At 45.9% G+C, this 23753-nt stretch carries 20 protein-coding genes; 8 read left to right on the top strand and 12 right to left on the bottom strand.

What is annotated here, in order from left to right:
- The first annotated feature begins 75 nt into the window (after positions 1–75).
- Positions 76–1092, top strand: a complete 1017-nt coding sequence (locus MC7420_RS13195; RefSeq protein ID WP_006100999.1) for a dihydroorotate dehydrogenase-like protein — start codon at positions 76–78, stop codon at positions 1090–1092.
- 412 nt (positions 1093–1504) lie between these two features.
- Here the strand turns inward: MC7420_RS13195 and MC7420_RS13200 are convergent, their stop codons facing one another.
- Complete coding sequence (locus MC7420_RS13200; protein ID WP_006100818.1) at positions 1505–5059, bottom strand: HEAT repeat domain-containing protein; 3555 nt, start codon at positions 5057–5059, stop codon at positions 1505–1507.
- Between the two features lie 393 nt (positions 5060–5452).
- Between MC7420_RS13200 and MC7420_RS13205 the strand changes: the two genes are divergently transcribed.
- The 3 genes from MC7420_RS13205 to MC7420_RS13215 all read left to right on the top strand — a co-directional run bounded on the left by MC7420_RS13205 (position 5453) and on the right by MC7420_RS13215 (position 8241).
- The gene (locus tag MC7420_RS13205; RefSeq protein WP_006100942.1) at positions 5453–7159 is read left to right on the top strand and encodes a PhnE/PtxC family ABC transporter permease; all 1707 of its coding nucleotides are present in this window, start codon (positions 5453–5455) and stop codon (positions 7157–7159) included.
- A 269-nt stretch (positions 7160–7428) separates the two neighbouring features.
- Positions 7429–7719, top strand: a complete 291-nt coding sequence (locus tag MC7420_RS13210; RefSeq protein WP_006100934.1) for a type II toxin-antitoxin system TacA family antitoxin — start codon at positions 7429–7431, stop codon at positions 7717–7719.
- A gap of 24 nt (positions 7720–7743) precedes the next feature.
- Positions 7744–8241 carry a GNAT family N-acetyltransferase gene (locus MC7420_RS13215; protein ID WP_044206975.1) on the top strand — a complete coding sequence of 166 codons (498 nt, stop codon included), beginning with the start codon at positions 7744–7746 and terminating at the stop codon, positions 8239–8241.
- A gap of 88 nt (positions 8242–8329) precedes the next feature.
- Here MC7420_RS13215 and MC7420_RS13220 read toward each other — a convergent pair whose 3' ends face one another.
- Positions 8330–9175, bottom strand: coding sequence for a transglutaminase-like domain-containing protein (locus MC7420_RS13220; RefSeq protein ID WP_006100962.1), 846 nt, complete (start codon positions 9173–9175; stop codon positions 8330–8332).
- Positions 9176–9354: 179 nt separating this feature from the next.
- The gene (locus MC7420_RS13225) at positions 9355–9765 is read right to left on the bottom strand and encodes a DUF2294 domain-containing protein (RefSeq protein ID WP_044206979.1); all 411 of its coding nucleotides are present in this window, start codon (positions 9763–9765) and stop codon (positions 9355–9357) included.
- A gap of 244 nt (positions 9766–10009) precedes the next feature.
- Between MC7420_RS13225 and MC7420_RS13230 the strand changes: the two genes are divergently transcribed.
- Positions 10010–10795, top strand: coding sequence for a response regulator transcription factor (locus MC7420_RS13230; RefSeq protein ID WP_006100870.1), 786 nt, complete (start codon positions 10010–10012; stop codon positions 10793–10795).
- Positions 10796–10937: 142 nt separating this feature from the next.
- Here the strand turns inward: MC7420_RS13230 and MC7420_RS13235 are convergent, their stop codons facing one another.
- The 3 genes from MC7420_RS13235 to MC7420_RS13245 all read right to left on the bottom strand — a co-directional run bounded on the left by MC7420_RS13235 (position 10938) and on the right by MC7420_RS13245 (position 13795).
- Positions 10938–11744, bottom strand: coding sequence for an ABC transporter ATP-binding protein (locus MC7420_RS13235; RefSeq protein ID WP_006101015.1), 807 nt, complete (start codon positions 11742–11744; stop codon positions 10938–10940).
- Positions 11745–11750: 6 nt separating this feature from the next.
- Positions 11751–12959, bottom strand: coding sequence for a hypothetical protein (locus MC7420_RS13240; RefSeq protein ID WP_006100806.1), 1209 nt, complete (start codon positions 12957–12959; stop codon positions 11751–11753).
- Positions 12960–13171: 212 nt separating this feature from the next.
- Entirely contained in the window at positions 13172–13795 is a 624-nt protein-coding gene (locus MC7420_RS13245; RefSeq protein ID WP_006100971.1) for a hypothetical protein, read from the bottom strand.
- Positions 13796–14351: 556 nt separating this feature from the next.
- On the opposite strand from MC7420_RS13245, the gene MC7420_RS13250 reads away from it, so the two are divergent.
- On the top strand, positions 14352–14633 hold the full coding sequence (locus tag MC7420_RS13250; RefSeq protein WP_044206983.1) for a DUF433 domain-containing protein: 282 nt from the start codon (positions 14352–14354) through the stop codon (positions 14631–14633).
- Between the two features lie 478 nt (positions 14634–15111).
- Here the strand turns inward: MC7420_RS13250 and MC7420_RS13255 are convergent, their stop codons facing one another.
- The gene (locus MC7420_RS13255) at positions 15112–15453 is read right to left on the bottom strand and encodes a 2Fe-2S iron-sulfur cluster-binding protein (RefSeq protein ID WP_044206986.1); all 342 of its coding nucleotides are present in this window, start codon (positions 15451–15453) and stop codon (positions 15112–15114) included.
- An 82-nt stretch (positions 15454–15535) separates the two neighbouring features.
- Here MC7420_RS13255 and cimA point away from each other — a divergent pair, with 82 nt between their 5' ends.
- Together cimA and MC7420_RS13265 are read left to right on the top strand one after the other, a co-directional pair.
- Entirely contained in the window at positions 15536–17266 is a 1731-nt protein-coding gene (gene cimA / locus MC7420_RS13260) for a citramalate synthase (protein WP_006100961.1), read from the top strand.
- Positions 17267–17609: 343 nt separating this feature from the next.
- Positions 17610–17828 (top strand): DUF4327 family protein, encoded by a 219-nt coding sequence (locus tag MC7420_RS13265; protein ID WP_006100780.1) that lies wholly within the window; start codon positions 17610–17612, stop codon positions 17826–17828.
- A 54-nt stretch (positions 17829–17882) separates the two neighbouring features.
- On the opposite strand, the gene MC7420_RS13270 is transcribed toward MC7420_RS13265, so the two are convergent.
- The 5 genes from MC7420_RS13270 to MC7420_RS13285 form a co-directional block, all read right to left on the bottom strand.
- Entirely contained in the window at positions 17883–19109 is a 1227-nt protein-coding gene (locus MC7420_RS13270) for a protein kinase domain-containing protein (RefSeq protein ID WP_006100756.1), read from the bottom strand.
- 328 nt (positions 19110–19437) lie between these two features.
- Positions 19438–19575 carry a hypothetical protein gene (locus MC7420_RS39655; RefSeq protein ID WP_006100909.1) on the bottom strand — a complete coding sequence of 46 codons (138 nt, stop codon included), beginning with the start codon at positions 19573–19575 and terminating at the stop codon, positions 19438–19440.
- Positions 19576–19712: 137 nt separating this feature from the next.
- On the bottom strand, positions 19713–21791 hold the full coding sequence (locus MC7420_RS13275; RefSeq protein ID WP_006100829.1) for a serine/threonine phosphatase: 2079 nt from the start codon (positions 21789–21791) through the stop codon (positions 19713–19715).
- Between the two features lie 275 nt (positions 21792–22066).
- Positions 22067–22660 (bottom strand): pseudouridine synthase, encoded by a 594-nt coding sequence (locus MC7420_RS13280; protein WP_044206989.1) that lies wholly within the window; start codon positions 22658–22660, stop codon positions 22067–22069.
- 11 nt (positions 22661–22671) lie between these two features.
- Positions 22672–23559 (bottom strand): mechanosensitive ion channel family protein, encoded by an 888-nt coding sequence (locus MC7420_RS13285; RefSeq protein WP_006100936.1) that lies wholly within the window; start codon positions 23557–23559, stop codon positions 22672–22674.
- Positions 23560–23753 lie beyond the last annotated feature (194 nt).

Raw genomic sequence — 23753 nt, forward strand, 5'->3', positions numbered from 1 at the left:
GACGTAGCATGCTACGTCTCTACAATCCCCTATCTCCACAGGATTACCCATAAATAATGTAAGAGGTTTAAACGGATGGATCTGACAACAACATACCTAGGGTTAGAATTGCGATCGCCCCTCGTGGTTGGTGCAGCTGCGCCCCTGACCGAAGATATTGACAATATCAAGCGCATGGAGGATGCAGGCGCGGCGGCGGTGGTGCTGCATTCCTTATTTGAAGAACAACTGCGCCAAGAAAAGTTGGAATTACACCATCACTTAGAGTATGGTACAGAAAGTTTTGCTGAAGCCCTGACCTATTTCCCGGAAGCGGAAGTCTTTCATGTGGGTTCAGAGCAATATTTAGAGCATATCCGTAAGGCAAAAGAGACGGTGAATATGCCGATCATTGCCAGTCTCAATGGCGCTACCGTGGGCGGATGGACGCACTACGCCAAGGAAATTGAGCAGGCGGGGGCGAATGCGCTGGAGTTGAATATCTACAGCATCCCCACGGATATGGATCAGACGGGGGCGGAAATTGAGCAGAATTATCTTGATATTCTGCAAGCGGTGAAATCTGAGGTGAGTATTCCGGTTGCGATTAAACTCAGTCCCTTCTTCAGCAATATGGCAAATATGGCGAAGCGGTTGACTGAGGCGGGTGCGGATGGTTTGGTCTTTTTCAACCGATTTTACCAGCCAGATATTGATATTGAGGAATTGGAAGTTTCACCCAATATCTTGCTGAGTACACCGCAAGCGATGCGCCTACCCATGCGCTGGATTGCGATTTTGTATGGTCGTCTGTCGGTGGACTTTGCCGCTACCAGTGGGGTACATAAAGGGCAGGATGTGATCAAAATGATGATGGCAGGTGCGAAAGTGACGGAAATCGTCAGTGTACTGCTGCGTCATGGGATTGGCAATCTGCAAGAGATTGAGCAAGAGGTACGCCACTGGATGGAAGAACATGAATATGAGTCGATCAAGCAGATGCAGGGTAGCATGAGTCAGATTAACTGTCCTGATGAAAGTAGCTTTGAACGGGCGCAGTACATGAAAGCAATTCAGACATACAAGCCTCAATTGGTGGGGTTTGCGCCGTAGGATAAACGCTAATTAATTCGATCCCCGACTTCTTCAAGAAGTCGGGGATCTGGTAGGTGCGATCGCTCTCCTCTAATCAGGGGTTTTTCCGGGGCGATCGCACCTTGTCAGATCGGAATTAAAGCATTATTTGACAATCAGGAGGCTGTTTAGTGACCCATTTATATCATGTCCGGTCAAACACCCCTAATAAAAACGCCTGAAACCCCTGTTATTGCAGCATTGCAATTATGGGCAATCGTAGGGACATGATATTACCTCCAAATCGTGATCGCACGATTTGATCCACTGAATATATACCCTGGAGGGCGACCCGACAAGATTTATCGGTCGGTTCTCTTAATTTAATGCAGCGGGTCGCCCCTACAGTTGGTGGTATCCTGACAAATAAAAAATTACAAATAATAAAAAATCACAACTCAATGGTATAATAATCCAACGACGATTTTCCCGCCCCCTGACGCCAAACACTATCAGATTCCCACGGCGCATCTTTCCCGCGACGACAACGGGTGCGAACAGTTAGTTTATCCTTTTCAACAATCAGCAAATTGTATTGCCAAGGCGTAGCCGTTACCAGTTCTTTTGTCGGTGCGCCAAAGGTTCCAGCACAAATGCGGTCTAATTTGCGCCCATCTCGACTCATATCGTAACGGAACAGACTGGTTTCGGCTTTGTGGATATGTCCGTGCAGGAAGAAGCGAAACCCGGAAACGGCGAGGAGTCCGATGAAGTCTTGGTCGATAATTCTATCTTGATAGGGACTATCGAGGGGGTGATGCCAAACGGCGATTTTTAAGCAGTTATCGTAATCGGAATTAGTATCAATTTCATCCAGGGCGTTGATGAGGGCATTTACATGAATGCTGGCGCGGGATTTGAAATGATGGTCGAGTTGCCATGCTGAGTTTAGCCCTAAAATGAGGAGGTTTTGTTCGGGAAGATAATCGAGGGTGTATTGTTGGTCATAGTCTAAGGGATAGGGTTTTTGTTTGATGGTTTCGTAGAACTGGCGGAAGTTGTCAAAGCGCTTTTTGTAGGCGGATTCGTCACGAACTCGGATGACTTCATCTCTGACATTAATATAATGACCGTCGATTAGTTTGCCGTTGTATTTAGGGCGGTCAATCAGTTGGTAGGCTTCTTCTGCTAATTTCCAATTGAGGTCATGGTTACCCGGAACAATGGTAATTTGTTCGGGGTTTAGGGAGAAGGTTTGACAGAGGGTGTTGAGAAATTTGGCGGCGGCTTCGTATTCTTCTGGGGTAGAGTAGTTAGCAATATCGCCGGAGAGGATCAGGGCGTCAAGCTGAGAAATATTGAGTTCGCGCCGTAAATCAAGTCTGAGTTGTGTAGACCACAGCGTTGCTTGGTCAGGGGTGGAAAAGTGGAGATCGCTAAGGTGGAGAATATGCATTAGAGGATAAGGAGTGGTAGGAATTGGTTGAGTGAGGGTAAAGTTGTAGAATTTGCAGCGGTTTTGAATTTGTGAAATAGGGTCAATTATGTAGCTTTTTGCTGTGTCCAATAGTAAGTCATGGAGAACAGGCAGTATATCAGGGTTGCCAATTTCCCCTAATATCCTAATGGCTGCATCAATACGATGATCGGGATCATCACGTAAAATTTCCAGAATTGAAGTCAAATCAGACTCAGACTCATCATCACTTGCTGCTAGCTTATAAACGGCTTTATTACTATTCCAATCTATCTGATCGTAAAAATCATTAATATCAGCCTCTGTCAATGACTGATCGTTAATTTCTTCTAATGCTTTAGCTGCTATATCTCGAACAAAAGCGTTTTCAATAGTCAAAGATTGAGTTAAGATAGTCACAAGCAATTCATAACCCATTTCTGCAAGGGTGTAAAAGATGTCTTCTCGATCCAAATGAGCATCATCATTTAAAGCCTTAACACAAGCAAATACAGCCCTTTTGCTGCCAATTTTTGCCAAAGTATATGCAACTGACTTACGAATCTCCGGTTCTTCATCATCTAGGGCTTCGATTAAGGCTAATTCAGCAGACTTACTATTAATTTTTCCTAGTGCATCAGCAACTTCTTCTCTAAGATAATATTCTCCACTATTAAAAGCTTCGAGTCGTTGATCAACTCCTAATCTAGTGTATATCTCATGAATACTATATCTCTCACGAATACTAGAAGATTTTTTGTCTTTCAAAGTCTGAACAAGAGCAGGTACAGCGGAATCACTGCCTATCTTGCCTAATGCTGTAGCTGCTATCTCACGAGCATTAGGAACTTGTCTTTCATTCAAGGTCTCTATTAAAGCAGGGATGGCAGACTCGCTACCAATTTTACCCAAAGCGTCAGCCGCTCTACGACTAACACCAACGTCTTCATGCTTCAGGGCTTTAATTAGATGGGGAATAGCTTTAGGTAAACCAATTTTACCTAAAGCGTCAGCCGCCCTACGACTAACATCAGAGTCTTCATGTTCGAGAGCTTTCATGAGGTTGGAAATAGCACTCTCAGACTTTGTTCTGCCCAAAAGCTGAATTGTGAGTAACTGAGGAATTTCTAACCCAGACACTAAAGCCACTGTTTGCTCTTGAAACTCTGGTTTAACTTCCCCTGCCAACCTTGCCCCCAACTGCACATCCACAGCTAACGCCAACCTCACCACTCGCACCGCTTGCGCTTCATCTTCAACCAATCCCAGCATTAACGCTAGAGGTTCTGTCCATTTCAAATAATTGAGATACTGCCGTTGTAATTCCTCATCACTGAGACTCGGTAACAACTTCAACAAATACTCAGCCGTATAATACTCCTGAATCAGTTGATGGCGAAACTCTATCTGATTATTTGCCCCCAGTTGAATCAAGTGATGTTTGAGTAAATCATTTAACCATTTACGGGCGCGAACTGGCGGGTCAAGGAAATCGTGCTGACGCAGATACTCGGTAAAAATTGTCTCAGCTTCTGTCTTGGCAATTGCCACCTGTATCTCTTTTGAGTCATTACCCTTCGTCATGACAAAGGCTAAATATTGCAGCAACTCTGACCAAAATTCCCGTGAGTCTTCCGTAACCGGGACATCGGCTTTAACTTTTCGGTCATACTGCTGGGCAAAGGCGCGAAATACTGAACCCAGATTGCTGGGAATCGTCTCCAGACAATGGAACAAGTCACACAGCATCTTTAACAGCAGAGGGGTTTGTCCAAACTCTCGCAAACGGTTCCCCAATCGCTGCAACATCTGTTTCCCCTGTTGTGGCAAATAGGCGCAGACAAATTCCTGCATTTGCTTTGGTGTCAGGGGTTGCATTTCCAGTTTTTTGGTTATGCCCAAATTACCCCCGATGCCTAAATCCCTAGTGGTGAATACCATGGGTGTGGTTTTCTGGTAGTTTTGGCGAAACTGCTGTAACTCCCGCCGCGCTGCTTCTGAGGGTAATTCATTAATTCCATCCAGCAGCAGCAAAAATTGCTCCTGTCGCAATCCAGTTTTCAGGGTGTCGGGATTGAGGGTTAAATTGGGGTCATGGCGTTGCAGGAACTGTTGGATTAAGTCCTCGATTGTGGTGCGGTAATAGCGGAGTTCTACCAAGACGGGGATTTTAATTGACCTGTCCCCCTTTTCCCAGACGTGCCATGGCACGTCTCTACAGGCTTCCTTAGCTTTTTCCGTCTCTTCCAACAGCAACCGCACCAGCGCTGTGGATTTCCCGGAACCGGGACGCCCGACTAACAAGATATGCTGGGGCGCATATTTGCGTAACCCCTTGAGTACCGTTAATGTCTCAACCTGTTCCGTCTTTTGCCCCCTGGCGTCTCTATCCGGTTCCACCGTCTGCACCATTAATGTAAAATCAAATTGCACTGATATCTGTTTCCGCTTCTGTGGCGTTCGCCCGACTGCATCGGTAATCGTGTAATCCTTCCACCATTGGGCGTAGGTGGTGCAGAGGGATTCGAGATAGGGACGCCAATCGACCATAGTGAGAAAGGGAGACCGGGGAACTTGCTTTTCCGGCAATCTGGGGGAAGGGCTGCGTTTTGAATGAACCCGAGAATGTCCTCATCTACCAGCCTAACAGGGTTTTCAGACTTCCCCGGAAGAGTCAGGAAGAGAGGGTGAGTAGGATAGGTTGTAGGGTTTGCGATCGCACCATCTCCTAATTTACCCTAGGACAAATGGAACTGAGTTAAAAGGAATGTCTTTGTATTAAGAGTGTGTCGTCAGCATTTGAACGTTGAGTCACTAAAGTGACGACTACGAACCTAGGTTCAGCAAGTGCCTTATACTCTAAAGGGCATTGCATTTCGCCATTGATGATAACGTTATCTCAAACCCACTCTCATCTCCCCCCAGCTTCCCGATCATCATCCTGTGAAACCTCAGCCCTTATCTCGTCCCCCAATTCTCAACCCACCAACGGCTTGGGGATTAGTATTTATCGGCGCGATCGCACTTTCTCTCTATCAGACGGGTATCTGGAGACAGGATATCTTGAATCCAGGTGGATTTTCCTTATTGGGGCGATTTCTCCAAGCTAGTCTACAACCGGAGTTAAGCCTTGAGTTTCTCCAATTAACCTTAGAGGCGACACTGACTACGTTAGCCTATGCCGTCTGTGGTACGTTTCTCAGTGTGGTGCTGGGAATCATTGGCGGGATATTTACCTCTGAGGTGTGGTGGTTAGCGGTTTCTCCGGGTGCAATCGAGAGACACCCCTCTAAGATTTGGGTGAGTTTGCGGGGATTGTTGGCGGTTCCCAGGGCGATTCACGAAATGCTGTGGGGACTGTTTTTTGTGAATATTTGGGGACTTGATCCCTTAGTCGCCATTTTAGCGATCGCGCTTCCCTTTGGGGCAGTAGTAGCAAAGGTTTTTGCCGAAATTCTGGATGAGACGCCCCGTCAACCGCTAATTACGCTGCTGAATAGTGGGGTTGCACCGTTAACCGTATTTCTGTATACGCTGATTCCCCAAGCCTTTTTAAACCTTCTCTCCTATACCTTTTATCGCTTTGAATGTTCGATTCGTTCGGCGGCGGTGTTGGGAATTATCGGGGCTGGGGGATTGGGATATGAGATTTTCCTAAGTTTGCAGTCGCTGCGTTATCAACAGTTGTGGACGTTTTTCTATGCCCTATTTATCTTAAACGGGATAGTTGATTTGAGTAGCGCTTGGTTACGCGATCGCTTAGGCTGTAGCAGTCGCCTGGATTTAAATGCTGATCACGGTTCTACGTCTCAAAGGGGATTCTATCCGCGTGATCCGTTGATTACTCTGGCGGGTATCGGGGGGGTGCTACTCATCCCCTTTTGCTTTTGGTATGTCCATCCTGACTTTACCCAACTTTGGTCACCCCGCACGGGGAAATTATTGGTGGATGCGATAACTGTATCCTTTCCACCGGATATCAGTTGGGAACAATTGCCAGAATTAGTCCGATTATCAACCCAAACCCTATCCATGTCCATTCTCGCGATCGCACTGGCGGGTATGGGTGGCATTTTACTCTCCTTTCCGGCGACTCGTAATTTTTTCCTACCTGGAGGATTACTCAATCCCAGTCGTCATGGAAGAGGGCGAGGCGAGAAAATTTGGGTATGGATTACCTTTTTACTCACACGGGCGATTTTATTAGTATGTCGGGCAATTCCGGCACCAATTTGGGCGTTAGTGGCGCTGTTTATCTTATTTCCAGGTATTTTACCGGGTGCGATCGCGTTGGGATTGCACAATTTGGGGATTTTAGGGCGGCTGATGGCAGAAGTGACAGAAAATCTCCCCCAGCCTCCATTACAAGCCTTAAAAGCTCAGGGAACCCCCGCTGCATTGGTGTTTTTATATGGGGTGCTACCGATGACATTACCCCGTTTTCTGGCTTATATTCTGTACCGTTGGGAAGTCTGTATGCGAGAAACGGTAATTGTGGGATTAGTGGGGGCGGGTGGGTTAGGGCGGTTATTGAGTGAACAATTGAGTAGTTTTGACGCGCCCGGTATTGTTACCACTATCGCCTGTTTAATTATGCTGACAATTCTCGTGGATTGGGTGAGTGGAATCAGTCGGCGTGCATGGCGTTGAATCCAATAGGCAGGAGGCACGGCAACGCTGTATCCCTACGGAACCTGTCCTCGAACCCGCTACTGACTTCAGCTTATCTGTCTATTTTATAGCAGTACCAAGGCAGGGAGAGGATATTCTTTACTGTTCTGTTCCCCGTTCCCTGTTCCCTAATCTCAACCGTTAATTTTAATTGTGTCCACCTACTTAGTGCTGTACTTGTTGACTATCGTGGTTTTTTGTATATACAATGTACACACATACCTAAAACTCTAAAGTAGAGAGTAACTATGGCGTTTCTTGATAAAACCAATAAAGACAAGCGCTCCCTTGTCGTCAATATGAGAGTTGAACCCAATCAGCTTGATCTCATAGACACAGCGGCATCTGTTTGTGGCAAGACTCGGAGTGCTTTTATGTTAGACGCAGCCTATCGAGCAGCAGAAGAGGCATTGCTAGATTGGAGATTGTTCCGCCTTAATGATGACCAGTGGAAGGCTTTTAATCAAGCTCTTGATATGCCCCCAGAGAAAAATGAAAAGTTACATCAATTGCTTCAGGTAAAATCTCCTTGGGAATAATTATTATTCTGTGGTAATTACCTCATGAAGTATACCCCACCGGAACATATTCAACCAACCCATGATATAGAGTCATTTGATTGTGGAGAGATAAGCTTAAATCAATGGTTAAAAACACGCGCTCTTAACAATGAAACGCTTGGTTCATCACGCACTTATGTAGTCTGTTGGGAAAACAAAGTAGTAGGATACTACTGTTTAGCGAATGGTCAGGTTTCCCATATTGAATCTCCAGGCAAAATCAAAAGAAATATGCCCGATCCAATCCCAGTCGTAGTAATGGGTAGACTGGCTGTTGATATTCATCATCAAGGAAAGGGAATTGGTATGGGAATGATCAAAGATGCCGTAAAGCGTACTCTACAAGCATCAGAAATACTAGGGATTAGAGCGATTCTAATTCATGCCCTTAACGAGAATGTGAAAGATTTTTACGTGGAACGTTGCGGCTTTATGCCTTCTCCAATTCATCCTTTAACGGTCATGGTAAAACTTTCTGACATACAAAAGAATCTTATTTGAATGAATAAATACACGCTGGGGAAACGTCTGTACCTCACTTACGTTAGAAACTAGATAAATAACTTCCTTCCTGCCTTGAAGCCTGCTGTTATATTAACGCGATCGCACGATTGGTATAGTCGGGGAGTTCAGGCGTTTTTCCATCCTGATCCGGAACCGCTTCGACAAACACATCCTTATAGTTCATCTGAACATCACCAAAAATAGTGGCAAAGGCGACATCAGCCGCATCGCGCCCGATACCAATGCGAATTAACCCATTACAGGGGGCGAGTCGGGTAGGGTCAAATAAATACCAGCGATCGCCTAAATACGCCTCAAAATAGGCATGAAAATCTTGCGGTTCTAAATTATAGGCATATCCCGTCACAAATCGAGCCGGAATATTCAACGCCCGACAAAACGCAATCCCCAAATGGGCAAAATCTCGACAAACCCCTGCTCGTTCTGTCGCGGTATCATAAGCCGAGGTATGTTGATTCGTGCTACCTGATAAATAGGTGACGTTATCGTAAATCCAATTACAGATAGCCGTAACTCTGGAATAGTCAGGAATCAAATTACCAAACTCATTCTGTGCCAGACGCATTAACCGATCTGACTCACAGTAACGTGATGGATAGAGGTAATGTAACGTTTCTAACGGTAACTTATCCGGAGGATTTTCCGAAATCGAACTGGGGTCTTCATCCCGATAAAATAAATCCACAGTGGCTTGATAGGACACCTGTAAGTCACCTTGGGGTACATAGACTCGTAGATATCGGTTTTCCATCCGAGGAGAAACATACTCCTCATAATCCATGGATGGTTCAATTTGCAACTTTTCTTGCAGAATTCTTTGATGCTTTTTCTCAACAACACTGAGATTAAAAATAAAAGTGCTACTTGCCGCAACACTATAGTTTAATTGACAGCCCAGCTTGAATTTCATGATTTATCTAAATAAGGATTATTTTAAGGCTTTCTCTAAATAATTTGCCATTATTTGGCATTTATTTATATTAATTGTTGTCCACGTACATTTTTAGAATTAACAATCTAGGTTCTAATAATCGTAAGCCATAGAGGTTTTATTGAAAAAATGACAGACAAATGACAATCACTAACGTCTTAAGAAGCTTGATGAGTTGGCTGTTGTGCGGCTGAACCCGAACAGCGAAATTGAGGCGTCTCAGCTAGTACAGCGATGATTCCCTCCCTTTTAGTTTCTAGAGTGGTATCACTAAGCAAATCAACCACCTTTACTCCCAAAATTTCCTGGATTCGCTCTCTCAATTGAGGCTTGATGGCAGCATCTAAATCTGAGCGCACCTTCTCAGTTAGGTCTTTCTCTCCCTGGTTAGCAAGTAACTGCTCCGGCTGAGTTACAGCATCTTCCAGAATCAGCGTAACTCTATCACCTTGAAGACTGGCTATTATTTTGCCAGGTTGATGCCCAAGTTGCTCACGGTAGACTGATTGTACTCCTTGAGAGAGGCGGCGTTCCAACTGCCCCCGGGTCGGACGAGCTTTTTTTGACATAGACATAATAACAGAGGTAACGCAGAGGACGATAGTAATAGATTGTCTCAAATGGATGCTTGGAAACTTAGCGTACCATAAAATTTGACACCTGAAGCAGCAGGTAAGCATTGGTGTCAACTGAGTTGAAAGCAAATTTTTCCCACACCCCGCCCCCTCAGCTATCACAGTAACAGTTGTTACAAAATCTTGACATTAGCTTTGTTAACCTGAGTAACAATGCCGAAAAAGGAAACAAAATGCCGTGGGAGCATCGGTTTGTATTCAGATTATCGAGGGGAATCCCCATTTGCGATCGCTGCTAGGTTGGCACTTGCAGCAGGCAGGCTATTGGGTTTATCAATCTGCCACCCTCTATCAAGCCAGAGAGACATTCTATAATCGCCAACCCACTCTCGTCATTCTCGACTCTGACTTACCCGATGGTGACGGGGTGGAGTTTTGTCGCTGGATTCACCAGCAGCGACATTCGTTAATTTTAATGCTGTCTGCCCGTAATCATGAAGTTGATATCGTCCAAGGGTTAAAAGCGGGTGCCGATGATTATCTAACCAAACCCTTTGGGATGCAGGAATTTCTGGCAAGAGTTGAGGCGCTGATTCGACGTATTCGGATGACGGCTGTACCAATGACGCTGGAATATGGTGATCTCAAAATTGATTTAGTTCAGCGCCGGGTGTGTTACAAAGGGGAGTTTGTTGATTTAACGCCTCAGGAATTTAGTTTGCTCTACGTTCTTACTCAAGCAGAAGGATTACCATTAAGTCGTTCGGAATTACTCCGTCGGGCGTGGCCCGATGCTATTGATAATCCCCGTACTATTGATACCCATGTCCTCTCACTACGCAAAAAAATTGAAACTGATCCCCGACAACCAAGTTTAATTCAAACGGTGCGGAATGTGGGTTATCGGTTTAATCCAGAAATGCTCGAACGCAGCCAATCAACTGAAGGAGAAGCAGATCATAATTATCCAACGTCTCGACCAGATGTTGCACCCGTAGCTGCGAGTACCGCTGGGCGACAATAGTGTTCTTGGTGTAGGGGTACAGGGAGATAAGGGAGTTCGGTCAAAATGGAGTAAGGGCGGGTTTTGTACAAACGTTACCATCAATCGCGATAAGAAAGTCCCTAAACCCGCCCCTACAAACCAGGTTCCCTCGAAGGTTGGCTTAAAACTCTTCCACTCCCCACTCTTGTGCTGCTTGCGCTTCGGCTTGAACTAGGGATTCTCGTAACAGGTTCCAGTCCAAATTAGTCGCTGATGTATCTTGCATGAGTTGACCTGTCTGGAGATACAATATCCGATTACAGAAGAGTTGAGCCATGTCTAACTGATGATTGACCATTAAAACAGTGATCTGATCCTGATTCGCCATGTCAGCTAAGACACCCAAAAAATGAGAAGCTGTACCCACATCAAGGGCGGATGTCGGTTCATCTAATAGGATAATTTTAGGTTGACAAATTAAAGCCCGTGCGATCGCAACCAGTTGTCGTTGTCCCACTGAAAGTTGTAATTCCGTGCGTTCCAGCCAATCTTCTGGGATGTGCAGCCTTTTCCGATAGGTTTGAATCCGTTGGGCGATCGCGGATTTTTCCAGTTGCTGTAACACCAATGGGTAAGCTAGCGCCTCCCGTACCGTCATTCCTAATAGCTTCGGTTCTTGGCAAACCAGCATAATTTGCCGTCGTAACTGTAGCACAGGAATCGTCTGAATATCTTGATTCTCCAGATAAATCGTACCGCTGGTGGGATCATTCAATCGGTTCAACAGCCGCAGCAGTGAACTTTTCCCCGCACCAGCCGGACCAATTAAGGTTATGCGATCGCCTCTAGCTACGTCAAAGGAAATATCGCTGAGAATCGTGGTTCCTGGAATCGCGCCTTTAGCTGATGTAACCCAACTTACTTGTTTGAGTTGGAGTTGAGCCAGCGCCGGGGATAATGAATCATCAGATACCGTGGGCGAGTTCATGGTTACTTATTTTTCTCCTGATTCCTCTATTTCTCTTATTTCTCGGATTTCTTTAACGTTTCCCAGTTTTACCGTCGTTTCCGCCCGGGCAATCACATCTTTGGCTAACCGTTCACTAAATCCCACGGTAAACGAGATCGCACAATAAAATAATTCCTCTTTTCTACCAGTAGCCTCTGTTGGGTTCGTATCCAGGGGAATCAGTCCAGAACTAATCAGGGCGTACATGAAAATACCAAATGATGCCCCAATAATTGGCTTAAACGCCCCGATCAAAAAGGGGATGACTGGATCGAGGATTTCTCGAAACTCTACATCAAACTCCTTCAGTCGAATTAAAATACTGACTACACTTCCCAACGCTCCCGATGCGCCCACCACAAACACTTGGAAAATAATTTGAGAATCTTCTGGCGATAAAGAAATCGTTTCCAAACCAAAGGGCAAAGTGATAGTTAATTGTTTAGCCGATTGATTTTGTTCCTCCATTAATTGAAGTTGTTGCTTGACCTGATTATCGAGGGATGTCAACGTTGATTCAATCTCGCGGATTCTTTCTTCCATCGGAATTGGACGGCTGTCCGCACCTAATGAACTTAACGTTCTTTGTGGTGTCTCCATACCTGCTAAACTTTGTTTTATTTCTTCACGTTCATTGCTGATTTTCTCCAACGATTCACTAACTTGAGATAGTTCGGATGTTTGAGTTCCATAATTCAAAAAATAAACTGAAGAAATTAGTGCAATAATGCCGGCAAATGAAAAAGGAAAGCCTAGTCCGATAATAACTTTGGTCGGCACTGAATCCAAATAGTAAATATCGATAAAACTATTAAGAATTGAGCGTCTAAGGATTAGGAAAAATGGTTCGTGTCGGCGGAGCGATCGCAACAGCCTAATGCGGGTCTGTTTGACCAGAGAAATACCCGCTTTGCCGTCCACAACCGATTTAACCGCTGGAATTAAAACTTCAAGGATACTGGTAAGTTCTAGAACTCTGGGTTCATGTCCTCGGTCAACTTGCTTCTTTTTTATACTTAGTATTTCAATCCGTTGAATAAAAACTAAAATATTAGAAATCTCATCAAGAATATTTTGGCGAGATTTTGACGATTCATCAATACTGTTCTGTTTATTGATTAATGCATTAACTAACTCCATGAATTCTTGCTTTTTTATAGCAAAATTATGCATATAGTCTTGAGTTGAATTCATTTTATATTAGAGTAAAAAACTGATAGATTAGTATTTTCAGTTAGTAAGCTGTTCGGCATTTAAACCTTAATATCAATAATGGCGCAATCCTTGCCGTAGTGCGTTAAGCGAAGCCATGCCGCAGGCTTTGCATCTTGCTCGCTACATCAAGCATCTTGCTCGCTACTAATACCCCATTTAAATGCATGACAGCTTACCGACATCATCCGTGGTTAAATCTTTACAATTATAAACATTTTCCAAGCCATCAAACCTTGGCTAAAAACCGTCCAAATTGTCCAACCATCGACAAGTAATAGCAATAGCGTCAATCCTAACAAAATTAGATACATCCAAGGTTGTGCCAAGGGACGGATATCAGTGGTATCGATACCTGTATACGTTTCCACCAACTTAACTAACCGAGCAAAACCCACCACACGCATAGGTAGTAAATACGCCTGCTCCGATGACTGGCTTACAAAATAGTAAACCAATCCCCCTTGTCCCGTCGTCCGCATTTTTAAATCTTTAACATCCGCCCAAGGTAACTCCCAACCCTTACGGAAAAAACGAGGAACCCATTTCGGATAAGTCACCTGAATTTTCTCATTATCCACAATAACTCGTTCACTCAACGCCCCATACAGCGCGAATAACCCCAAACCAATTCCTCCCCACAGTAATACTGGCGGTATGGGAGCATCAGAGACTTGGGCTAAAAAGGGTAAAGGTACAGTTAGCGCCACGTATAAACTCAAAAGTGTGACTCTAATTAAGGGAGAAAGGTGAAACGTCGAAGGGTTAGACTGAACGTCTTGTTCTGATGTTGATAGAGTTTCAATGTTTGATGACATAAGTAGTCGCACAAAATTAAAGTTAACGGTTGAGATTAGGGAACAGGGAACAGTAAAGAGTTGAGGCTTGTTAATATTTCTTAGTACAGCGGACAGAATTTATGTCCAGGTACTTAGATTGAAACGTGCCTAATTGTTGCCTTTTGCTCAACGCGACGCCCTCATAAAGCGGCGGCTGATGATCTGATGCTACCAGCTATTTTGGCAGTAAGGACACATTAGGTGACTATACTTTGGTAAATTTTGGGAACTCCATGTCAGTGAAGGGTTAGGTACTACCCTAAGCTGTTCGGCATTTAAACCTTAATGTCAATAATGGCGAAAGCCTTGTAGTGCGTTAAGCGAAGCCATGCCGCAGGCTTTGCATCTTGCTCGCTACTAATACCCAATTTAAATGCATGACAGCTTATTTCCTGCACCTCCCACCCTCCTCGAACAACTTGGGTAATCTAGAGGATGATTTCGTCTCGCCTCACGCAGAGACCTAAAAACAAAAAAATGACACGATGTCAAGCTAGAATTGATCTGAGATTTCCCCTTCACGGAGTAATCATTAATGGTAAGGTTAACGGAACACTGTCACATTGTCAGAAATGACGAAATACTCAATAGCGAACCCATTATCAAAGGCACACGCACACCAGTCAGGGCAATAGTAGAAATGTGGCGTATCGGAGTTTCGCCGGAGGAAATTCCTCAGCGGTTAACCCATCTTGGTCTATCACAGGTATTTGATGCACTCAGCTATTATCTGGATCATCAGGCAGAAATCAATGAATACATAGAACGCAACCGTATTCCAGACGAACTTATTGATCCACGAGTTCGTAACGTATGACTGATATTTTTATTCATGTTTATTTGGACGAAGATGTTGACGTACTGGTCGCAAGTCTTTTGCAATCTCGTGTGGCATTCTGGAATTATCATTGCTGTCAGGAAACCATACTCGGAAATTGTGCAGAGGTTGCTCATAATCCTGGATTCCACCACAGCAGATGAAATGGAAAACCAAATTCTTTACATCTAAACCATATAGACTTAAAAAAATGATCTGAATTAAGGGCAAGATGCAAAACGTAGAAGGGCTGAGCTAAACTTATTGTTCTGATTTTGATAAGGTTTACATATTTGATGACATCAGTTTAAATTTGTCTTTCTTTCCAAAATTCACAAGTAAAGGGGTGAGGGCGCAAGCCTTGCGCCCCTACAGTGTTTTTTAACTCCATGTAGTACATCCCATCTTTCCCAATAAGGCTCGGATCAGTTCTAAGTTAATTTTTTCTTCCCCAGCTTCCCCAGCTCCCCCATCTTCCCTATCTCCCTTCCGATGTCCAAACAACATCCTCCCCTTGTCCCCAAAAACCATCATATTTCGTCACCCGCACGTCACCCAAAACCTTCGTCTGACAAGCTAAGCGACGATTAGCTGTGGGAGAATGGGGCGGAAGAGAACGTCTTGCTTTATCCTTCCAGTTTGCTTCTGAAACCTCCCCTTCTACCTCAACCGCACAAGTGCCACAACTACCAATCCCCATACAGTTGATAATTTTGGCATTGCCGTTGTAAAGCGCGACACCATGCTCCAGCAAAACTTTGCGTAAATTACTGCCTGGGTCACATGAAAACGTTTTCCCTTGAGCTGTTACTTTAGGCATTGATGATTTATCTATCGTAGTTACTACACCCTTTCTCTTTCTAGTTTACATTTCTTGACAATTTACACAACTATCCTTACTTATGACTGCACAAACACCCAACCCTATCTGGATTTACGACACAACGCTGCGGGACGGTTCCCAGCGTGAAGGTCTTTCCTTGTCCATCGAAGACAAACTCCGCATCGCCCGACAACTCGACCAATTAGGGATTCCCTTCATCGAAGGCGGTTGGCCCGGTGCTAATCCCAAAGACGTGCAATTTTTCTGGCGACTCAAAGAAGAACCCTTAACCCAAGCCGAAATCGTCGCCTTTTGCTCAACGCGACGCCCTCATAAAACTGCTGCTGAAGATCCGATGCTACAAGCGATTTTGGCAGCAGGGACACATTGGGTAACTATCTTTGGTAAGTCTTGGGATCTCCATGTCACGGAAGGGTTAGGTACTACCCTTGACGAAAATCTGGAAATGATTCGAGACACCATAGAATACCTTCGTAGTCAAGGGCGGCGAGTTATCTATGATGCCGAACATTGGTTTGATGGGTACAAAAATAACCCAGATTACGCCCTGAAAACCCTGAAAACTGCTATGGATGCGGGGGCTGAATGGTTAGTCTTTTGCGACACCAATGGCGGAACTCTACCCCATGAAATTGGTCAAATCGTCCGAGATGTGATTGAACGTTTAGAACTCAACCCTGAAAACCAAGGCAGGGCGGGTTTTGAACCAACTTTATCACCAACAACAGAACCAGATGGACTCAACCCGCCCCTACAGACGCGCCATGGCGCGTCTCTACATTCGCCTCGATTGGGCATTCATACCCACAATGACTCCGATACCGCTGTGGCGAATGCGTTGATGAGTGTGGTGGAAGGTGTCTGTATGGTTCAGGGAACGATGAACGGCTATGGTGAACGCTGTGGTAATGCGAATCTGTGTTCCTTGATTCCTAACTTACAGCTCAAGCTAGGGTATCACTGTATGCAAGAGGAACAATTAGCCACACTGACTCAAGTCAGTCGTTCCATTAGTGAAATCGTTAATTTAGCGCCTGATGACCATGCTGCATTTGTAGGTCGGTCAGCATTTGCCCATAAAGGCGGGATTCACGTTTCCGCCGTTGAACGCAATCCACTCACCTACGAACATATTCCGCCCCAACAGGTGGGTAATCAGCGAAGGATTGTGATTTCTGACCAATCTGGACTCAGTAACGTTTTGGCAAAAGCCAAGAGTTTTGGACATGAACTCCACAAACAAGACGCCGCCTGTCGCCAAATCTTAGGACGCCTGAAAGAGTTGGAAAATGAGGGCTATCAATTTGAAGCCGCCGAAGCCAGTTTTGATTTACTGATGCGAGACGCCCTGGGGCAGAAGCAGCAGCATTTTGAACTGAAAGGGTTTCAGGTTCACAGTGACATGCTTCAAGGTATCGATACGCCTTACAGTAATGCGATGGCGACGATTAAGGTTACGGTTAATGGTGAGGATATTTTAGAAGTGGCTGAAGGTAATGGACCCGTGTCAGCACTGGATGCCGCGTTACGGAAAGCTCTGGTGCGATTTTATCCAGAGATAGGAACCTTTTACCTGACCGACTACAAAGTGCGGATTCTGGATGGTGCGGCTGGCACATCAGCAAAAACTCGTGTGCTGGTGGAATCGAGTAATGGCAAGCAGCGCTGGACGACAGTGGGTGTTTCTGCCAATATCTTAGAAGCGTCTTATCAGGCGGTGGTTGAGGGGATTGAATATGGTCTGTTGTTACAGTCTGCTGTGAAGACAGCGGTTGAACAGAACGTGTGAACTATAGGAGAATCTAAGCCAACTGACTTGGATTCTCTTAACCCATAAAGAAATCCTAACCTTTATAGCGACAGCTATAAATTTTTCTTCCCCAGCTCCCAGACGTGCCATGGCACGTCTCTACATGCTCCCCCTTCCCTTAACGGCAGCCATTCCAGGGGCAATGGTAGTGATTTCCGTACATTTTTCTAAAAAGGGTTGCGTAAATGTCCTCGGATGGGTTATAAGGGTAGGGTAATGCTTCCTTGCCGAGAGCCAACTCTACGAACCGGCAAAAATAAATAACAGGAAGCGTTTTTTTGATCCAAGCATTTGCAAAAGTTATTTCGAGAAAATTGAGAGTATGACTCAGCAAGTTACTCACCCCATGGTGAAGATGCAGCGTCAGGTGCGTTCACTCGTGGACTCCAAGATAATCAAACCCAGCGACAGTATATGGAAAATCGCCCTGCTATATGGCGACGACTGGTCGTTCTGGAAAAAGGAACTCATCGAATTTGGCTTCACCATGCAAGATCCAATTGGTGATTTACTCGCCGTGGAAGCATGGGATGAAGAATAGATGTCCTGACGTTTTTGAACCGTTAATAGCGAAGCGATCGCGCCAGCAGAAGCTCTAGCGACAAGCGTCTAAGGCGTTTGCAAGCTCCTTCGCCGTTTGGTAGCGATCGCACACTTTGAGTTGGCATACCCGGTCGATTACTTCCCGTAACGCGGGAGTAATCGTGGGGGCTTTGGACAAGTCAAATCCATAGCCTAAACTACGGCGGCGATAAAATTTAAGGGGAGTCATCCCAGTTAACAGAAAAATCAGGGTCGGACCAATGGCATAGAGATCGGATTGAGTGACTGGAGTCCCTCGGTCTTGTTCGGGGGCACTATATCCTTCAGCACCAATTCGAGTTCCTGGCATTGTCCCGATCTCCTTCACTGCGCCAAAGTCAAGGACAACAATGGTATTGTCTCGATGACGTACTATCAGATTCGCGGGTTTAATATCCCGATGGATTAAGGGCGGATCGCTGGAATGGATGTAATCAAGAACATCACAGGTTTGAATCATCCACTCAATGGCTTGATTTGGGGTAACGGGTCCAGCCATCAAAATCCGTTGCTCCAAATCTTGTCCGTGGATGAGCGCCATTGCCAAATATTTTTTACCCCCTTCGACAAAAAAGTCATAATACTGAGGAATTCCGTGATGATGCAGGGCTTGTAAGGCACGCGCCTCTCGCTCAAACAGTTCTTGGGCTTTAGCAATTTGTGCCACATCCGCATTCATTTCTTTGAGGACGAGTAACGTGGGGCGTCCCTCGATTTTGCCTGTATTATCCCAGGCGAGATAGGTTGTCCCCATTCCTCCCTGTCCCAGGGTTCGCAGGACTTGATAGTGGCGGATAACTCGTTGTACAGGGACTAAAGGTTGACCACAGTGAATACAAAATAAATTACCGGGAGGATTGCCCAGGTGAGTGCAAGACGGTTTAGATTTAGGCGTTGGCGAGACTAAGCCAGAATTTGGCACAGAAACCGGGTTCAGTTCAAATTTGAGCATCGGTCCTTCTCGAGCCAGCCGAATCAAGCCCTGATTCGGGAGTATCTCTCGTGATACCAGCACTCCATTCAGAAACGTGCCGTTGGTTCCCTGATTAACCAACTGCCACTTATGTCCAGATTGGACGACGGTGACTCTCAATTCGAGATGATACCGAGATACTAACGGATTGTTTAGAATCACGTCATTATCTGGCGATCGACCAATACGAATTGTAGACTGGTTGTGGAATTTCCACTGTTGTAATGGAGTGGATGCCTGCGGATGTAGAAGGGTCAGCGTGACCATAGTCCTCAGTTTTTTGTCCTTAACTCACAGGGCTTGTTTCAATGTCTTGGCGGGAGTCCCTTGAGCCAAACTCTGGCTCTTGAAGCCCGGTTTGGTATCCGTGGTTTATTAGTTAGACGGATTACTGGTACTCGTGGCATAAAAAATAATCTAGTCCTTAATTAAAGTTAGTCGCTCCCGTCCTTTTTCGGGATTAGGATTCCTCTGAGTCCTTGATGAACCTACCGATATATAAAACTAATACAATTCCCCCATAGCCGGACATTGAGGTTTACTTACAGCTTCGACTAGGGCTGTTGGTAGCCTCCCAATACTGCTCGCATAAGCTCTAATTTAATTTTTTCTCCCAGACGTTCCACCGGAACGCCTCTACATGCACCCCTGCTCCCCCTGCTCCCCCTGCTCCCCCTGCTCCCCCTGCTCCCCCTATCCCTTGCAGTATTGTCTCAATTCCTTGTTGGTTCATGCATTCGTAGGTAGGAAATTTAACACTTGCTCTAAACGTAGACCTCATGAGTCTTAGGCTGGTCATGTAGGCTTGCAAAAAATATTCGAGCGTGGCAAGAATAAAGTCTTACAAGCCCCCGCATTTATGCGTCGGGTTCATGACCAACTCCGTTGCTGAAAATTAGGTCGCACTTTTACTCGGATGAGTATCGCTGTGATATTGTCGTGACCATTCTGCTCATTGGCTAGGTCAACTAACTGTAGGATACCCTGCTCAAGATTAGCGCGAGAACTGAGCAAAGGAGCCAGGTGGGTCTGCCAGTTATTCTCGATAAGTTCATTATCGGACAACCCATCGGAACACAGAATGAATAAGGTATCCTCATTCAGTTCCAAAAAATTGATGTCAGGAGTAACAAACTGGTCACTGCGTGGTCCTAAAGCTTGAGTGAGTTGATAAGCATCCGGGCGAGAATAGGCGATCGCTTCTTCCACGCCGCGTTTCATTTCCCGTTGACCGACTTCATGGTCTACGGTGAGTTGCTCTAAACCACCTTTGCGGGTTAACCGATAGAGACGACTATCGCCAACATGGGCGATCGCGACGTTGGTATTTTGAATCAACATCATTGCCAAGGTTGTCCCCATGCGACCACTGCCTGATCGGGCATTTTGTTGGTTGACATCATAAATGTCCTGGTTAGTTAGGCGCACCGCTTCATGAATTGTCTCTTCGGTCGGTAACTCATCCTGCCAATGGTCTTGAAAATACGCCTCCAGCTTCTCCACCGCCATAGAACTCGCCACTTCTCCGGCAGCATGTCCACCCATTCCATCACAGAGAATATAAAGACCGCGAGCGTCTAAGGTTCGACCTATGGGGGTTTCGTGCTTTTTCACCTGTGCCTGAATACCAAAGCAGTCTTCATTGTGATCCCGTTGACGACCAATATCCGTGCAGCCAACATCGTCAAGGCTGAGTAATTGCATGGGTAGAACAACCGTAGGACCACCATCGTCGTAGCTACCCACGTCTGCTGTGGGCATTTCCAGAAAACTCATCGCCTCTTCAGACAAGGGTTCAGCCATATCTAAGGTAACTGCCGTTGCCTGTTCTTCTTGTGCTTCTTCTTCAGCGTGAGCGATCGCTTCTAACTCGGATCGCAATTGGTCAATTGTGGTAATTTCCTCGGTACACATCTGCCGAAATACCGTCCCCAATGAGGTCAATTGAGTCCGTTGCGACTGGTTAAATAACAGCCGCCACATCTGCCCTAAATCCTCTAACAGAGGTGGTTCATCTTCAGGATCATGATAGAGGCGCTCTAGCCCCAACACCTGGTCTTCATCGACTCGTAAATTGGTAATTTCTAATAGACTTTGGCAACAATTCCAAGGTTCAAGTGCCTGCCAAAGTCTTGCCATTTCATCGAGCCAATACAATAGCTCTAAGGTCGATAACGCTTCACTCCCCCACAAGTCACTGAGAAGCTGCCAGCTTGAGCGATCTTCGAGCAACATCACTGATTGATTATCCTGCTGCCACGCATCATGAACCTCTGGCACAGTCGGATAATGGTTTTGTTTCAACGCCAAATAGGGTTGAGCGATCGCCGGAATTCCCAGGATGGGCGAGGATTGGGACGAGGATTGCTCTGATTGTTGCTCCAGTAGGGCTTCCAGAAGTGACTTCTGAAAGGGCTGACAGTCCAACACTTTGACAAACGTTTCCGATCCGGCGGGGGCATCCGCTAAGATGTCGGGATTTAGGGGTTCGATGAGTCGGTAACGTTGTTGAGCATCCAGATAGGCGATCGAGTGAACATTGTAAGCAGAACTTGCCTCAGACGTCGTTTCTGGCTGATCTGTTTCCTGAGAAAAAGCCTCAGAATCGGTTTTGGCATCATCGGGAATTTCGGCAGACGTTACTTCACTTTCCTTCGTTTGTGTCCCCTGGGCTGATGACTCTAGATCCGCAGGGCTAGCGATTGACTCAGAATTAGTTGAGGCACCTTCTGGATCAGGGGTTGAGGTTACGCCATACTCTGGCTCTTTGGCAATCATTGCCCACCAAACCGTTCCCGTAAACGCACCGCAATTATGGCAGGTTTCAGCATTAACGGGAACTTGGGTATCGCATTCAGGACACAGTTTATGGATCAAGGAAGTTCCACATCGCTGACAAAACTTGTGAGTATTCGGGTTTTCAAAATGACACTGGGGACAAATTAACATAACGGAACTTCCTCAATTCCTATCGGGTTTCTAAGGCTGGGATTATAAGCTAGCTGCCATCTAGTTTGCCACGCCAGAATCAAAGGTTGCAGCTTTTAAGGGAGTTGTGATCGAGTGCAAAGGCACAGGAGAGCCGTATTGACAAGGGAGTTACCTTAAAACTCAACCAGGGCGGGTTTAGTGTAGAGACGCGCCATGGCGCGTCTGTATAAGGGATGTCTCCCAAACGTTATCGGTAAAACCCGCTCCTCCTTCTGGCATTATGTCTGGGACACTCAAAACTTCACCAGTTTCTGGAGAGAGACAAGTTCCGGGGGCGTTAGATCACGCCACTGACCCGGTTGCAACCCATCCAGACGCAGATGAGCGATCGCGACCCGTATTAATCGTAAGGTGGGAAATCCCACGACTGCTGTCATGCGCCGTACTTGACGGTTACGCCCTTCGGTCAAGGTGATTTCTAACCAGCAAGTCGGTACAGTTTTGCGAAAGCGAATCGGGGGATCGCGGGGGGGTAGATCGGGTTCTTGTGATAATCGCTGCACTTGAGCTTTTCTGGTCTGATAATCTTTAATCACTACACCCTGGCGCAATTGATTCAAGGCAGCTTCATCGGGGATACGTTCCACTTGCACCCAATAGGTACGGGGATGTCGAAAGCGCGGATTAGAGAGACGGTGCTGCAAGCGTCCATGATTGGTCAACAAGAGCAATCCCTCGCTGTCTCGGTCAAGGCGTCCGACGGGGTAAACCTCCGACACCGGAATATAGTCTTTGAGCGTTCGACGGGGACTGTCCTCCCTATCCGTAAACTGACTTAAGACATCGTAGGGTTTGTAGAACAAGAGGTATCGATACACATTTTCAATCTTAACCGTTGTCAGTTAGAACCTTCATCTGGGGACGGGGGTAAATAATCATTGAACCGTTGCTGGTCATAGAAGTAAAGCGTGCGAATAGGATAGGGAATATTAATGTCGGCGTGATCAAAGGCTTTTTTAATCGCCATAATCGATCGAGTTTGCACCTGACGGACTCGTTGCTGCTGGGGTAACGTCCAATAGCGGACAACGAAATCAATGGAACTGTCGCCAAAGCTGACTAAATCGATTTCTGGTGAGGGCTGGGACAAGACACCCTCCACCTGAGTAATGGTTTGCTTGAGCAGTTCAGCCGCTTCAGACAAGGGGGTATTATAGTCAACTCCAACCCCTAGATCCGTTCGCCGTTGTCCGTAGGCGGTTCTGACTTGCACCGCACTGGTAAATACCGTTGCATTCGGCATGAGAATTCGTTCACCTTGATAAGTACGAATTTGGGTGGTACGGATGTCAATACGCTCCACCGTTCCTTCATAATCACCAATAATCACCTGATCATTGAGGCGAAACGGTTCTTGTACCAGTAGTAGCACTCCAGCTAAGAAGTTTTTGAAGATATCTTGAAAGGCAAAACCAACAGCGACTGATCCTAACCCCAGCGCCGCGATAATGTCACCTAGCCGTAAGCCAGGGAAGGCAATAACACTAGCGGCTAAAATGCCAAGAACCCACGTTGTCACATAACTGACTTTCGCCAGCAGCAGTTGCAGCGATGAGTTGCGGATTGTACGCTCTCCTATTTTAGCGGTGACTTGCTGGGCAGCTTCGGCGGCGTAGCGAGTCAACAGGAGAATGATCACTCCGCCGATAAGCCCCGGTAAAACCTCAATAGCAGAGCCAAGGAGATTGAGCAAGCTGGATTGAATTTGTTGAATAAGACGGTTCACAGGTCGATTATGGACATATTTCTCTTGTTAACCTAGCAGCTACAGAGCATCGGGTTTATGCCAATGGCAAAATTTTGCTAAAATTCCGCTAAAATGCTGAGATAATCAGGTTAAATCTAGCTAGCGTCCCGTTCTGGCATCAGCCAAGGATGTTTCACTGGGAGTGGGTATTGTCCCTCTTTATCTGGTGTCTT

Origin of the sequence: Coleofasciculus chthonoplastes PCC 7420, assembly GCF_000155555.1 — a bacterium.
GTDB classification, from domain to species: domain Bacteria; phylum Cyanobacteriota; class Cyanobacteriia; order Cyanobacteriales; family Coleofasciculaceae; genus Coleofasciculus; species Coleofasciculus chthonoplastes_A.

Bases quoted from the DNA above. Each gene is read 5' to 3' on its own strand.
- MC7420_RS13255 (WP_044206986.1), bottom strand. From the start codon at position 15,453: ATGCCTAAAGTAACAGCTCAAGGGAAAACGTTTTCATGTGACCCAGGC.
- MC7420_RS13275 (WP_006100829.1), bottom strand. From the start codon at position 21,791: ATGTTAATTTGTCCCCAGTGTCATTTTGAAAACCCGAATACTCACAAG.
- MC7420_RS13200 (WP_006100818.1), bottom strand. From the start codon at position 5,059: ATGGTCGATTGGCGTCCCTATCTCGAATCCCTCTGCACCACCTACGCC.
- MC7420_RS13250 (WP_044206983.1), top strand. From the start codon at position 14,352: ATGGTAAGGTTAACGGAACACTGTCACATTGTCAGAAATGACGAAATA.
- MC7420_RS13245 (WP_006100971.1), bottom strand. From the start codon at position 13,795: ATGTCATCAAACATTGAAACTCTATCAACATCAGAACAAGACGTTCAG.
- MC7420_RS13225 (WP_044206979.1), bottom strand. From the start codon at position 9,765: ATGTCAAAAAAAGCTCGTCCGACCCGGGGGCAGTTGGAACGCCGCCTC.
- MC7420_RS13270 (WP_006100756.1), bottom strand. From the start codon at position 19,109: ATGGTCACGCTGACCCTTCTACATCCGCAGGCATCCACTCCATTACAA.
- MC7420_RS13215 (WP_044206975.1), top strand. From the start codon at position 7,744: ATGAAGTATACCCCACCGGAACATATTCAACCAACCCATGATATAGAG.
- MC7420_RS13240 (WP_006100806.1), bottom strand. From the start codon at position 12,959: ATGAATTCAACTCAAGACTATATGCATAATTTTGCTATAAAAAAGCAA.
- MC7420_RS13220 (WP_006100962.1), bottom strand. From the start codon at position 9,175: ATGAAATTCAAGCTGGGCTGTCAATTAAACTATAGTGTTGCGGCAAGT.
- MC7420_RS13235 (WP_006101015.1), bottom strand. From the start codon at position 11,744: ATGAACTCGCCCACGGTATCTGATGATTCATTATCCCCGGCGCTGGCT.
- MC7420_RS13210 (WP_006100934.1), top strand. From the start codon at position 7,429: ATGGCGTTTCTTGATAAAACCAATAAAGACAAGCGCTCCCTTGTCGTC.
- MC7420_RS13265 (WP_006100780.1), top strand. From the start codon at position 17,610: ATGACTCAGCAAGTTACTCACCCCATGGTGAAGATGCAGCGTCAGGTG.
- MC7420_RS39655 (WP_006100909.1), bottom strand. From the start codon at position 19,575: ATGAACCAACAAGGAATTGAGACAATACTGCAAGGGATAGGGGGAGCA.
- cimA (WP_006100961.1), top strand. From the start codon at position 15,536: ATGACTGCACAAACACCCAACCCTATCTGGATTTACGACACAACGCTG.
- MC7420_RS13195 (WP_006100999.1), top strand. From the start codon at position 76: ATGGATCTGACAACAACATACCTAGGGTTAGAATTGCGATCGCCCCTC.